Origin of the sequence: Metaclostridioides mangenotii, assembly GCF_018917235.1 — a bacterium.
GTDB lineage: Bacteria > Bacillota > Clostridia > Peptostreptococcales > Peptostreptococcaceae > Metaclostridioides.
Genome location: NZ_JAHLOF010000002.1, coordinates 233,013 through 246,745, shown reverse-complemented (window position 1 = coordinate 246,745; position 13,733 = coordinate 233,013). Strand labels below are relative to the sequence as shown.

At 28.3% G+C, this 13,733-nt stretch carries 11 protein-coding genes and 1 riboswitch; of the genes, 9 read left to right on the top strand and 2 right to left on the bottom strand.

Annotated elements, in window-relative coordinates; translation table 11 throughout:
• Nucleotides 1-63 precede the first annotated feature (63 nt).
• From KQI18_RS04425 to KQI18_RS04400, 6 genes are all read left to right on the top strand, one after another.
• Nucleotides 64-732 (top strand): ABC transporter ATP-binding protein, encoded by a 669-nt coding sequence (locus KQI18_RS04425; protein ID WP_216466472.1) that lies wholly within the window; start codon nucleotides 64-66, stop codon nucleotides 730-732.
• A gap of 914 nt (nucleotides 733-1,646) precedes the next feature.
• Nucleotides 1,647-3,269, top strand: coding sequence for a glucosyltransferase domain-containing protein (locus tag KQI18_RS04420; RefSeq protein ID WP_216466471.1), 1,623 nt, complete (start codon nucleotides 1,647-1,649; stop codon nucleotides 3,267-3,269).
• A gap of 1,215 nt (nucleotides 3,270-4,484) precedes the next feature.
• Nucleotides 4,485-5,195 (top strand): amidase domain-containing protein, encoded by a 711-nt coding sequence (locus tag KQI18_RS04415; RefSeq protein WP_330654360.1) that lies wholly within the window; start codon nucleotides 4,485-4,487, stop codon nucleotides 5,193-5,195.
• Nucleotides 5,196-5,378: 183 nt separating this feature from the next.
• A complete protein-coding gene (locus tag KQI18_RS04410) occupies nucleotides 5,379-5,567 on the top strand; it encodes a hypothetical protein (RefSeq protein ID WP_216466469.1) in 189 nt (62 codons plus the stop codon).
• 470 nt (nucleotides 5,568-6,037) lie between these two features.
• Nucleotides 6,038-6,217: riboswitch (Lysine riboswitch) on the top strand.
• A gap of 147 nt (nucleotides 6,218-6,364) precedes the next feature.
• On the top strand, nucleotides 6,365-7,756 hold the full coding sequence (locus tag KQI18_RS04405; protein ID WP_216466468.1) for a YfcC family protein: 1,392 nt from the start codon (nucleotides 6,365-6,367) through the stop codon (nucleotides 7,754-7,756).
• Between the two features lie 15 nt (nucleotides 7,757-7,771).
• Nucleotides 7,772-8,962, top strand: a complete 1,191-nt coding sequence (locus KQI18_RS04400; RefSeq protein WP_216466467.1) for a M20 family metallopeptidase — start codon at nucleotides 7,772-7,774, stop codon at nucleotides 8,960-8,962.
• A gap of 216 nt (nucleotides 8,963-9,178) precedes the next feature.
• Here the strand turns inward: KQI18_RS04400 and KQI18_RS04395 are convergent, their stop codons facing one another.
• Both KQI18_RS04395 and KQI18_RS04390 read right to left on the bottom strand, forming a co-directional pair.
• Entirely contained in the window at nucleotides 9,179-9,382 is a 204-nt protein-coding gene (locus KQI18_RS04395; RefSeq protein ID WP_216466466.1) for a helix-turn-helix transcriptional regulator, read from the bottom strand.
• A 5-nt stretch (nucleotides 9,383-9,387) separates the two neighbouring features.
• Entirely contained in the window at nucleotides 9,388-9,753 is a 366-nt protein-coding gene (locus KQI18_RS04390; protein ID WP_216466465.1) for a DUF3796 domain-containing protein, read from the bottom strand.
• 449 nt (nucleotides 9,754-10,202) lie between these two features.
• On the opposite strand from KQI18_RS04390, the gene KQI18_RS04385 reads away from it, so the two are divergent.
• The 3 genes from KQI18_RS04385 to KQI18_RS04375 all read left to right on the top strand — a co-directional run bounded on the left by KQI18_RS04385 (nucleotide 10,203) and on the right by KQI18_RS04375 (nucleotide 13,724).
• Nucleotides 10,203-10,478: a CD3324 family protein gene (locus KQI18_RS04385; RefSeq protein ID WP_216466464.1), complete on the top strand. Its 276-nt coding sequence runs from the start codon at nucleotides 10,203-10,205 to the stop codon at nucleotides 10,476-10,478.
• 113 nt (nucleotides 10,479-10,591) lie between these two features.
• Nucleotides 10,592-11,311, top strand: a complete 720-nt coding sequence (locus KQI18_RS04380; protein WP_216466463.1) for an MBL fold metallo-hydrolase — start codon at nucleotides 10,592-10,594, stop codon at nucleotides 11,309-11,311.
• A gap of 550 nt (nucleotides 11,312-11,861) precedes the next feature.
• Nucleotides 11,862-13,724 carry a CDP-glycerol glycerophosphotransferase family protein gene (locus KQI18_RS04375; protein WP_216466462.1) on the top strand — a complete coding sequence of 621 codons (1,863 nt, stop codon included), beginning with the start codon at nucleotides 11,862-11,864 and terminating at the stop codon, nucleotides 13,722-13,724.
• Nucleotides 13,725-13,733: the final 9 nt, after the last annotated feature.

The window sequence follows — 13,733 nt, the reverse complement described above, 5'->3', positions numbered from 1 at the left end:
AGATATAAATAATATTTATACATTAGGGAGTTACAAACATTTATTGTATTGGGAGGTTATGTTATGAAAACTTTAAAGACTATAGATTTAAGAAAAATATACGGGAAGGGTGATAGTGAAGTTAGAGCGATTGATGGAATCAATTTGGAAATACAACCTCATAAATTTACAGCTATAATTGGGCAAAGTGGTTCTGGAAAGAGTACACTACTTCATTGTATGGCAGGGCTTGATAAACCGACTTCCGGCAAAGTATTTATGGATGATTTAGATTTATATACTTTAAATGATGATAAATTGTCTAAGATAAGAAGAGAAGAATTTGGATTTATATTTCAAAGTTATAATTTAATACCAGTTATAAGTGTTTATGATAATATAGTGCTTTCTGTTTCGCTTAGTGGTAAAAAAGTAAATAAGGATTACATAGAAGATTTAATAATCAAATTAGGACTAGAATCTCAAATCAAGAAATTCCCCAATGAATTATCAGGGGGACAGCAGCAGAGGGTAGCAATTGCTAGAGCACTTGCAAATAAACCATCAGTAATATTTGCAGATGAACCGACTGGAAATTTAGATAGTAAAACGACTAAAGAAGTAATTGACATATTAAAGTTTTGTGTTAATGAATATAAACAGACATTAGTTATGATAACTCATAATGATGAAATAGCTAAGATTGCAGAAAATGTTATAACAATTAGCGACGGCAAAATTATATCAAATTAGTGATATTCATTTAAACGTAAAGCTGTGTCCTGAAAAATGAATCTTCTTTAACTTAAGAAGAGAAGAAAAGAATTGTAGATTCTTATGATAGTTAAAGATGTATTTGCTCAAAATGAGAGAGCTAGTAAGTGGTTTATCGATAATTTACAGCAAAGAACTAAGACTAGAATGTTAAATTTAGCAGTATAAATATAAAAATAAGGTTAAATAATTAAGGAAATATTTATATTGTGGCGGATAATAAGGTTAAGTAAATTATCGTGTTTTGATTTCTGCGATTCGTCTACACCAATTTAAAAAATGGATACTTGGAAATATTAAAAACGCTAGATTTATCGAAAAGATAACTAGCGTTTTATTATATTTATACACCAATATAAAAGTTAAGCAAAAATATCGTTAATTTTATCTACATCTTCTAATTTAAAACCCTTCATAACAAAAGTATAAATATCTATCGTTATACCTGTATCATAATGTCCCATTAAGGTTTGGACAGTCTTAGGGGGGCTCCTGCTTCAAACAGACATACTACTGATGAACTTTACAGTATGCCGGAAGATTTAGTTGGTACAACTTCTGAAGCTGATGCAGAGTTAAAAGATTTCTAGGATTAGTCAAAAGTAGGTAGTTAGCTCAATATGTATTCATATTGAGTTTTTTAAGTGCACCAATATAGGACAACAACTTTCTGTCAAAGTAAATACGGTATCAACTCTATCCAATAATTAAAACAGCAATATTAGATGAAGGCAGCACTCTTGAAAAAAAATATTAAAATACAATAAAAAGCAAAATAAGACAGTAAATTATAAGCTTTTAGTGTAATATATATATGTATGCATGTTTACATACATACAACAAAATCTTGGAGTAAAAGTATGTTTTAAAAAACAGAAATTTTTGGAGGCGAAATGGAAGAAAAAGAAATTTATCAAGTAAGAGAATTTATTAAAGATAAAAGCACTGTCTATTGCTTTTTCTCTTCAATATTCTTTGGTCTATTATCATACTTATATTTTTTTGTAAATAATATATATAACCATGATAGTATAAGTAATACACCTAAAGGGTATGGAGCAGGTGCCAGTAGTGGAAGATGGTTTTTAAATGTAATGGGTGATTTTGTAGAATATAATTGGGGAATTTATAATATACCTCTATTTAATTGCATTTTAGCTATATTTATATTAGCGATTGCTTGTTGTATAATTATAAAAATTTTTGATATAAAAAATAAATGGTTATGTGTTTTGGTAGGTGGTATTACTGTTGTATTTCCACCTATAGCCAGCACAATGATATATTCATTTACAGTCGCATACTACACAGTAGCTATATTTTTTACTTTTTTGGGGATTTACTTAATAAAGGATTTTAAATTATTCGGATTTATAATGGGTGTGTTGTTGTTTTCCTTTTCGATAGGTATATATCAAGCATACTATCCTTTGTGTGGAGCGATATTTTTATTGATATTGATAAAATTGTGTATGGATTCTGGGACTACATTTAAGCAGATTATACTTACAGGGATTAAATTTCTGATTTCTTTGGCTATTGGATACCTACTGTACAATGTATTTTTACAATTTTACCTAAATGTAAATGATGTGCAGCTTAGTAATTATCAAGGTATAGATCAGATGGGGCAAATAGATATCAAATCACTTCCAATGCAAATTAAGGAGATTTACAAATCAATAGTAAGGATAACTTTTAGGGATTATATGTCAATAAGTGCAACGAAAGTAATTCAAAACTCGTTTATAGGTATGTATATTATTAATTGTATAGCAATTGTACTTCACATAAAAAATCAATCATTTAACAAAGAATCTGTACTTAAGCTTATTTTAATGGCAATATTTATTCTGATATTACCTATAGCTGCAAACTTTGTGGTTATTATGGTTCCTAATGGCGAGATATATACTCTTATGCAAATGGGATTTGTCTCTTTATTTTATCTGACAATTGTATTGGTAAGCTCATTGCTGAATAATGAAGGTTCGTATGAAAAAGTTGCGACAGTCAACAAATCTAGTAGAGTTAATAAACTTAAGAGCTTTAATAAATATAAATTAAATAAAGTAGTGTTGTTTTTCACTTTATTTATAGTGTTTGTATCTGTATTTAACTATACTTGGCAAAATAATGGTAACTATCGTTCGCTGTACTTTGAAAACAAACAGTTGGAAAACTACTATCAAACTTTAATGACTAGAATTAAATCTACAGAAGACTACACTCAAGATATGGAGCTTTATTTTGTTGGAGAAAAGATCACTGACAAGACATTTGATAACGAGAGGTGGAGATATACGCCATTTAAATATGGAGGTAACTCCTCTCCATTAAATACGTATTCGAGAAAAGAATCTATAGAAAACTTTCTCGGATATAGATACATCCAATTAGAGAGCGATGACGAAGTATATAAAAGCAATAAAGAGGAGATAGAACAAATGGATTTATATCCAAACTTCGGTGGAATTAAAATTATTGAAAATAAAATATTTGTGAGATTTGAATAATAGATAAATAGTGTTTTGTAAATGTATCAAAATTATCTAATCAATTATTAAATAGAGTAGCTATTATGCCACTCTATTTTTTTACTTTAGTAGGATAGTCAGGGTCACTAATATTTGTTTAGCAATTATATGATACTGGAAATTATATTATAATTACAAAAATCACATACTGCACACAGATTCACATAGCACTACCTATACAATATGATAAACATAATTTATTATGATTGCAATAAGGAGCGTAGCTATGAAATTTGAAGCACGATATTCAAAAATCATATAATTATGAATAAAAAATATAAGCATGGGTAAAGGGAGGGATACATGATTAAGATATTAATTGTAGAAGATGACCCTAAAATTAGTCAGATGTTGGAGATTTTATTAAAAGAAATTACTATGAAGTTAAATCTGCATTTTCTGGTACAGAACACTTCTATTATTAGAGAAAGAATCAATTGAGAGAGTAGTAGAAAGAATGCATATGAATGAAGATGAAAAATTTCTTTTTAAAATATATATTAATTTTAAAGAAGAGAGAAAAGACTCTTGGGAAAAACCTATTGCAATTTACTCTGATACACTAAAATATTTGAAGATAAATTTATAAGTTTTAGTCGTATTCAATCCAGCGTTATTTGAATATGTTGAGGCTAAAACGTATAAAAATAAAAACCTTTCTTATAATAAGTGTGATGTAAGTAGAGATTAGCTTGTAAATAATTACTATTGTCCTAAATAACTTGAATTAGTTATGTTAGTTATTCTTTCAATAGTTAAGATTAAAAATAATCGTGGGTATGATTCCTGCGACTCGTCTACTATACTAATAATTAGTTCGTTTATCCGGCATGGAGTGGAGTCATATCACAGGGAAGTGTGACAGCTTAATGACAATTCTTTATGAAATAAAATGATGTGATTTAATACATAGAAAATAAAAGAGTGTGTTTTTATTGATTTGAAATAACTAAATAGCCTGTAGAGCGGGTGAGAATAGAAAATTGATTTAGATATAAGGCGAGTACAATTTTGTACTTGCCTTTATTTTTTCTTACAATGATTTTTTCTCTTTTTATTGTTGAATTCCAGCATAAAACTATTTAAAATTGCTTTTTTACCCAGTTATGTCTTTTAATCGCCCAGTTTTACCATAATAGTTGAATAAATATATTGATACGATTATGTTATAGTTAATTAGACTTTTAAGTATAAATCACTATTAGAAATATTAACAAAGAATTAGGATATGAGGGAAATAATTTAAAAAATTATAGCAATGCTACTGATGATAATTTACAAAAAATACTTAATAGACTGAGTTATTTAAAAGATATATACTCAGAGCCGTTAAAAGAATATTCAAATGAAGAAATTAAAGAAGTTAATAAAGTTCAAAGATTAGGTGCTATTACAAATAGTCAACGAAAAACTATTTATGATTATGCGTATGCATATAGAATGGAAAGACGTAACCCAAACTATCTTTCATTTCAGTATGATTGTGCAAACTATGCTTCTCAAGCTTTACGAAAAGCTGGTGCTAGAGCAGATAAAAACCATTCTATTTATATAGATGGAAAAAATAGGACTTGGTCATTAACACCTGACTCTTGGCATATTAATCCAACTTATGGTGATGCATGGGCTCAAGCACATTATCTAAGAGCATTTCTTGTTAGGAATGAAAATGGCTATAGAGGTCCTGGAGGACATCCTATTACATATGGTTCAGCACTTGAGTTAGGAGATATAACATTTATACATAATGGATCAACATGGTTCCATACCTATATAGTTGTTGCTCCAGGACCTAATTTTAAAATAGCAAGTCATACTGGTAAAAGATGGATGACAAATATTAATACAGCAGCTCCTGAAAATAAATACCCTAGATCTTATGTTCATTTAACAACTTTGAATTAGTATTATCTTGAGGTTGCAAATGTAAGTGCATATTTAAATAATAAAGGAGGAGATCTCATTAAAAAATCAAAGATAATAATATTAATATCTTTATCTATTTTTGTATTATTTTTAGTTTTTCACTCTACCCCAGTTTTAGCTTTAAAAACCCATGTATTTTTTAGTGGCTATCCAATAAAAGCATTGACAACGAATGTTATTGATGATGAACATCACAACAAGATAGACAAGGAACTTTTGAAAAAGGAAAACGCAAAGTGCTATACATTAACAAATCCGCCAATTGAAGAAGCAACACAAGGTGAGTTAAGAAACTACAAAGTCGCAAAGAAAGGGTTTCTATATTTCGCAGAATATTATGGTGAGGGATAAAAAGCACATAATTTATATGCTATATGTGGTAGAAGTGAATAATCACTAAAGAAAATTAAATTGTCAGACAAGTGCACTGTATTTAGTGGCGTTGGATAGTTGTCTCATTAAATATTACTTAAGGTCAATAACCTTCATTGATAATACTATCCCTAAGATCTAATATAATGGTTTTTGCTTGTATAAAAATTTTTTGATTTTCAGGTTTTAAATAAATAAGATAATCACTGATGTCTGCTATAATGTGTTTCAATTAAAAAAATAGCAGAGAACACACAATAATAAACTTTATATAAATTTTTTATATTAAATTATAATTCAATTGTGTAGTTAATACTATTACATATAGAGTATAAATAACTTAAATATAATAAATACTAAAAAACTTTAAACATTTACAATCTTGATATGTTATGCTACAATTACATACAATATATAAAACTTAATAGGAATACCTCATCTAATTAAAAGATCGAGGTAGAGGTCGCATTTACTAAGATTAATATTGAACAGGTCGGAAGCCATTGAAGCAATATAAAAGGAGTAAGTGCCGAAGTGCTAGTGTCCAAAGCTAGTGCTGGGGCTGTATTTAATAAATACAGTACTGTCATCAAAATTATCCCAAATTTTGATGGGGAGCTATCTTAAATAAGATAAAGGGAAGATGTAGGTATGTTGTTTTAGCACATTCAGCTCAACATGTATTCATGTTGGGCTTTTTTACATCTATACAAACTAAGATAGAAAAAGGGAAAGCAATTAAATATTTTGACTTAAAAAATGGGGGTATTATAAAAATGAGTAATTTAAGAAAGAAAAAGTTTACTATGCCGCAGACACTTACTATAATATTTTTACTAATAATAGTAATGGCAGTTCTTACTTGGATAATACCGAGTGGAAGTTTTGAAAGAGTAGATATAGAAGGAAGATCGGTTGTTGTAGCTGGAACTTATGAAAAAGTATCATCAAATCCACAAGGAGTTACTGAAGTATTTAAAGCACCTATAAATGGGTTTATAGATGCAGCTGAAGTAGTCGGATTTGTTTTAATAGTTGGAGGAGCCTTTGGAATAGTTAATAGAACAGGAGCTATAGAAGCAATTATAGCTCATACTGTAAATAAAATGAAGAAATCTCAATTTTTAATAATACCTATCTCAATGATTTTATTTGGGCTAGGTGGAACAACATTTGGAATGAGTGAAGAAACGCTACCGTTTTATATGATATTTATTCCACTTATGACTAGCATGGGATATGATTCAATAACAGCAGTGGCAACAGTATTTATAGGAGCAACAGCTGGATTTGGAGCAGCCACTACTAATCCTTTCTCTGTAGGTATAGCACAAGCACTTTCACAAATTGCGCCAGGTTCTGGAATAGAGTTTAGAGTGGTTATGTTTATAATATATATGGCTATATGTATTGGATTTGTTATGTTGTATGCTAATAAAGTTAAAAAAGATCCTACAAAGTCATTAGTGCAGGATTTATCTCTTAATCAAGAAGCAATAGATAATAGTGATACAAACATAAAAGAGTTTACAAAAAGAGAAGCTATGGTAATAACTATTTTCGCATTAGGTATGGGAATTATGGTATATGGAGTTTTAAAACAAGGATGGTATATAAGTGAAATTGCAATGATATTTACAGCGATAGGTGTAATGTCAGGAATAGCATCAGGGCTTAAACAAGATGAGATAGTTAGTTCATTTATAGGTGGATCAAAAGATTTGATATCAGCAGGATTATGTATAGCATTTGCACGTGGAATAGTAATAATAGCAGAAAATGGATTTATTATAGATACAATCTTAAATTCTGCAGCAAGTGTATTAAATGGATTACCAAAAGCTATATTTATAAATTTGACTTTCTTAATAGAAGGTTTAATAGCATTTTTAATACCGTCAGCATCAGGGCTTGCATCACTTACAATACCAGTTCTTGCACCACTGGGAGATTTAGTAGATGTATCTAGACAAATGATAGTTACAGCTTATCAATTTGGTATAGGTGTAACTAACTTAATAACTCCTACATCAGGGGTTTTAATGGGAGCACTAGCACTAGCTAATATACCTTGGTCAAAGTGGGTAAGATTCGTAATGCCTTTAATAATAGTGTTAGTAATAACTACAATGGTATTTTTAACAACAGGCTTATATATAGGGTTCTAATATAGGAGGTAAATTATGATAGAGAGTATAAAGAAAAGATCTTATGAGATAGAGAATGAACTGGGAAAAGAAATTGAAGAAGTATGCGATTTTATATTTAATAATCCAGAACTAGGAGAAGAAGAATATATATCATCTAAATACTTAGTTGATAAAATGAAGGAGTATGGATTTGATACAACTTATCCATACTGCAATATAGATACTGCTTTTAGAGCGGAACTAGGAGATAATGATGGTCCTACTGTAGCATTTTTAGCAGAGTATGATGCATTGCCTGGATATGGAGAGAATAAAGAACCAGCTCATGCTTGTGGGCATAATTGGATTGCAGCATCTACATTAGGGGCTAGTCTAGTATTAAGTAAGTTAAAAGAGAATTTCAGAGGAAAAATTGTATTAATAGGAACACCAGCTGAAGAAACAACAGGAGGAAAATGTGATTTAGTTAAAGCAGGGGCTTTTGATGATGTTGATGTAAGTTATCAGATGCATATAGAAGCTTTTAATAATATAAACTGCAAGGCCTTAGCAATAGATTCGTTAGAGTTTAGTTTTGAAGGAGTAGCAGCACATGCTGCTAGTCACCCCCATATGGGGGTTAATGCATTAGATGCAGTACAACTTACATTTGCAGGAATAAATGCATTAAGACAACATGTAAAATCAGATGTTAGAATACATGGGATAGTTTCAAATGGGGGAGAAGCTCCGAATATAGTTCCAGAAAAGGCATCTTGTAAGTTTTACATAAGAGCTAGTGAAAGAAGTTATTTAGATGAAGTAACTAAAAAGGTTATAAATTGTGCAAAAGGTGCAGAGTTAATGACAGGTGCTAAGCTTTCTTACAGTTATTTTGAAAATTCTTATGACAATATAGTTAACAACAGGGTGCTTCAAGATATAACAAAGAAGAATCTAATTGATGTAGGGATAAAAAATATATTGGAAGGAAAAGATGGGCCAACTGGCTCAACAGATATAGGAAATGTAAGCCAAGTTTGTCCTACTATGTACACAGAAATAGCTTTAGATATAAATCCAATGGTATATGTTCATGAAAAAGAGTTTTTAAATTATGCAAATTCTAAGGAAGCCTATGATAAACTTCACAAAACAGTAAAGGCAATGGTGGGATGTGCATTAGAAATTTATTTAAAAGATGGGTTACTTGATGAGATTAAGAAAAATCACTTAAAATGCTAATTTATAAAAATATAACAACAAAGGTATTACCGATTTTTCGGTAATACCTTTTTATGGCAGAAGTGAGTAAGCACTAAAGAAGTTTAATTTGTCAGACAAATACACTGTATTTGTGGCGTTGGATAGGGGATTTAAATAGAGTAAACAGGGGTAGCTTAATTGCTACCCCTATTTTTTATGTAATGTATTCAGATACATTTTAAATTGAGTGACTAGTTAAAATTCAAAGATAAATAATTCTTCAATCGGAGTATTTAAAACTTTTGATATTCTAACGGCTAATTCAAGTGAAGGATTATATTTAGCATTCTCTAAACGAGCGATAGTTTCTCTTCTAACATTTACTTTATCAGCCAATTCTTGTTGAGTTAATTCTTTAAGTTGGCGATATTTTTTTAAATTACTTATAAACTTTGTCATGATATTTAAACTCCAAAATCAAATTTGTAAGTTAAAAATGCCCATAAATTCATTGATATTGCAAAAGCAAGTGCTAGTATTAATACTTGCATCCTATAAAGTGTTAGTATATCTACTGAATATAGCCTGATTAAATAACTTGCTGCAACTGCTAGAACAAAGCCTGTATAAAGTGCTATGGAACCTGCTCGATGTTTATTATAAATTAAGCGCTCATCTTCACAATTTCCTAGCTTGTTCCACCAATAAATAGAAAAAAATGAAAACCAACAAAAAGCTAAAAGCCCTAATGGATCACCACTTAATTCTTTAAAACCTTGAAAGCCTAAAAATCCTAAGAAAAATGAATACTTGTTTACACCTTTATTCATAAATAAATCCCCCTGTTAATGTGATATATTTATATCTTTATATTACAAATATATCTCATTAAGTTAATTAATATTACTTAAAATCAAGAAAAAATATCATTGACATTTAATTTAAAGTATCCTCGGTTTAGTGGTGAAGACTTTTTAGGATTTTTACGAATATAATTAAATCAGTTATACGATTTGTCTCTCTACCATTGAAATCCACGAAAGACACATTGATGAAATATTCAATGTGTTTTTTTATGATAATATATTTAAGAAAGGAAGTGTACAAATGCTTAATAAATCAAAAATGGTTATAGAATTAGCTCCAAGCAAAGACTGTAAGACAATTACAAAAAAGTTTTGTTTGGAGCCATAATAAAAAATTAAATATGGCTTGTATGTTTTGTACAGTCTTTGCCTAACTATTTATAAATTAAAATAATAGATTAGGAGAAAAGGTTATGAAGTACAAAAAAGCACAAGAGATATTACCTCAAGATATAATTGAATTAATTCAAGAATATGTAGATGGAGGATACTTATATATACCTACTAAAAAAGACACTAAAAAATCGTGGGGAGAAAAAAGCGGAATAAAAAAAGAGTTAAGTGAAAGAAATAAAGAAATTTTTAATAAATATAATAAAGGAATATCAGTTAAAGAACTTGTTAATCAATATTATCTTACTGAAAGTAGTATTAGAAGAATAATTAGACAACAAAAGGAGATTGTATAAAAATTTTTTACAATCAAGTTTAATACAGACTTATTTATTAACTTATTACCTAGATTATTCTAGTGATATAATTTAATCTGAATTAGGGGATTATATACAATGGAGGTAGTACAGTGAATAAATTAAATGTATTAAAAGTAGAATTTGAATTTAATGGAATTATAGATGCAATATATCCGGTTATATTAAGAGACGACAATGATATGATTTTAATTGACTGTGGTTATCCTAACTTTTTATCATTAATAGAAGAAAGTGCAATAAAAAATGGGATAGATTTAAGTGAACTTACGAAATTAATTATAACCCATCACGATTTTGATCATATGGGTTCAGCAGCTGATTTTAAACGAAAGTATCCAAACGTAAAAATACTATCGTCCATAATAGATGAAAAATATATTAATGGAAAAGAAAAATCTTTAAGATTGCAACAAGCTGAATTAATATATGATAAATTGCCAGAAGAACAAAAAGAAGGTGCTATGAATTTTCAAAAGATGCTTGAATCAATAGAAAATATTGAAGTAGATATGTTATTGAAAGATGGAGATAAATTTGACTGGTGTGGGGGTATGGAAATAATTGAAACACCAGGTCATATGCCGGGTCATATATCGATTTATGCTAAGGAAAGTAAGACTTTAATATCGGGAGATGCATTAGTGATAGAGAATAATAAGTTAACTATAGCTAATCCAAATTATACACTAGATTTGTGGGAAGCTAAGGAATCAGTATATAAATTTTTAAACTATGATATTGATAAGATAATATGTTATCATGGTGGAATATATACAGAAGAAATAAAAAGTTCACTTAAAAGAATTTAATTTTAAGTAAATATCTAATAATTAATAATAAACTAGAATACTAAATCGTGGTTGTAGATAGAAAATTGGTGTAGATATGTTAGAGGGTAGCGCAATTGCTACTCTCTTTTTTAGTTTAATTTACAAATAGCATAACAACAATAATAATTTGTTAACATATATAAAAAAGAAAAATTAAGTGAAATTAATTAGCTTTTATATGTAAAAATTAACTATCGTGATAGAGTCATCGAAGCATGATATGCTTGAAATAAATGTCCCTTTTTAGAACAAGAAGTATTATTTTGTTAAAATAAGAAGGATTTTAGAGTATGTTATAGAATATAATAGTAGATATAATCCGATTGGTATTAATTTACATATAATATAGAATTTAATTGTTGTTGGTTCAGTGGTAAAAAGGAGAGATGTAGTAGGGAATGTAAAAATGGTGAATTTAATTATTACCAATATAAAAGATACAAAGGTATCACAAGTAAAGTAGAAAATGCAATACATTTAAAGGTTAAACATGAAGACTAATTTATAAATACGATGGAGAATTATCAATATGGAAATAATAAATAAAATAGAACATTTAATAAAAGAAAATGATATAGAAAATGCGTATGATTGCATAATTGAAAATGAGAAACAATATATAAACAATGCGGAATACTGGAATTTAAGGGGTATTCTATGTTCTAAAATAAAAGAATATGAAGCGGCAATAGGTTGTTATAAAACCTCAATCAATATTAAGTATGACTATATAGATGCATATTTTAATTTAATATATACATATATGATTACAGGAGAAAAATTAAAATCGGTATTGAATGCAAGTATATCATTAAGATACATTGATGATACAAGTTATATAAATGACATAAATAATTTATATAAATATGAAAAAACATCAAAAAAGTATATTGAAGTATTGAACGAAGTTAAAACTAATTTTTATGTAGAAGGAAATAACATTAGTTTAATAATGTATATAGCCGGTCACTTCAACGATATGAACAAAGAATATATACATATTTCATATGAAAATAATATAGCAAATAACTGGGCATACATAAAAGATGATTATGTTATTACAAATAAAGAAATTATAGGCATTGACGATTTTGTATGTGATCATAACTATTCAGGTTTTGATGTAATAGTTCCTTATGATATTAACTATATAGATGTAATAAGAAACATAGCGTCAAAAGGATTAAAAAATTGTTCGGTATTACTTTCTTCTGAGGGAGAATTTAAACTTATTGATATAGATAATGAAACTATGATAGGGTTAAAAGATGAAGATTATAAAAGAACAATAACATTAAATAGATTTAATGTAGCAGACTCAAATGTATATGCATTAATAAAGTATATGCCAAAACAATATAAAGATAAGTATAAGCTAAATGTTATTAACGGAACTGATGTTTACAATTTAGAAAATATAATTAAAGTACCTCTTATATCACCTATTACTGTTTCGGGATTTAATACTTTTTGTACTGCCTATCCAAAATTCACTTATAATATCGAGGTAGGTCATGGGGTCGTAGGTTTTAAAGGGTGCGGATTAATGGATAAGAAAAATAAGAATTTCGCATTTACGCCAGAAGAATATAAAAAGATAGATAAAATATATACTACATCTAAAATGTCTATGTTAATGTTAAGTGCATTTGCTTCTATTCCAGAAGATAAATATGAAATAACAGGAAACCCTAGAACGGATATTCTTATGTTATCTGATGGAAAAAGAAATTTAGAAAAGTTATTAGGAATATCTTTAGAAAACAAAAAAGTTATATTTAATATGCCAACATTTTATGTACATGATAATTCAGGGGTAGTAAGTGGTTCAAGTGAACTTGATGATGCTATAAAAATAAAAAACTTTGATTATGAAAAATTTAATCAATTTTTAATAGACAATAATATAATCTGTATATCTAAGGTACATCATGGAGAAGAAAAAAGTATTACAAATAAAGTAAAGAATAGAAGTTTAGATAATATGATATTTATATCTAATAATGATTTAGAAAATAAAGATTTGGATTTATATGAAATTTTAAATGCAGCTGATATTTTAATTACTGATTATTCAAGTATATATGGAGATTTCTTATATATGGATAAGCCTACGATATTTGTAAATACAGATATGGAAATATATGAAAAAGAAAGAGGGATAATTTTAGAACCTTATGATTTCTGGGCAGCTGGACCTAAAGTACAGAATCAAGGAAGTTTATCCGAAGAAATAATTAACTGTATTAATGATAAAAATTATTATAAAAAAGAACGTAACACTATAAAAGATATTTTTTATTATCACAAAGATGAAAAATCAAGTGCTAGGGTATGGGATAGCATAGATAGTTTATTAAGTGATTTACAACAAGAATGTGTAAGGAGTTAATATGAGACT

Bases quoted from the DNA above. Each gene is read 5' to 3' on its own strand.
- KQI18_RS04375 (WP_216466462.1), top strand. From the start codon at position 11,862: ATGGAAATAATAAATAAAATAGAACATTTAATAAAAGAAAATGATATA.
- KQI18_RS04400 (WP_216466467.1), top strand. From the start codon at position 7,772: ATGATAGAGAGTATAAAGAAAAGATCTTATGAGATAGAGAATGAACTG.
- KQI18_RS04425 (WP_216466472.1), top strand. From the start codon at position 64: ATGAAAACTTTAAAGACTATAGATTTAAGAAAAATATACGGGAAGGGT.
- KQI18_RS04405 (WP_216466468.1), top strand. From the start codon at position 6,365: ATGAGTAATTTAAGAAAGAAAAAGTTTACTATGCCGCAGACACTTACT.
- KQI18_RS04390 (WP_216466465.1), bottom strand. From the start codon at position 9,753: ATGAATAAAGGTGTAAACAAGTATTCATTTTTCTTAGGATTTTTAGGC.
- KQI18_RS04420 (WP_216466471.1), top strand. From the start codon at position 1,647: ATGGAAGAAAAAGAAATTTATCAAGTAAGAGAATTTATTAAAGATAAA.
- KQI18_RS04395 (WP_216466466.1), bottom strand. From the start codon at position 9,382: ATGACAAAGTTTATAAGTAATTTAAAAAAATATCGCCAACTTAAAGAA.
- KQI18_RS04385 (WP_216466464.1), top strand. From the start codon at position 10,203: ATGAAGTACAAAAAAGCACAAGAGATATTACCTCAAGATATAATTGAA.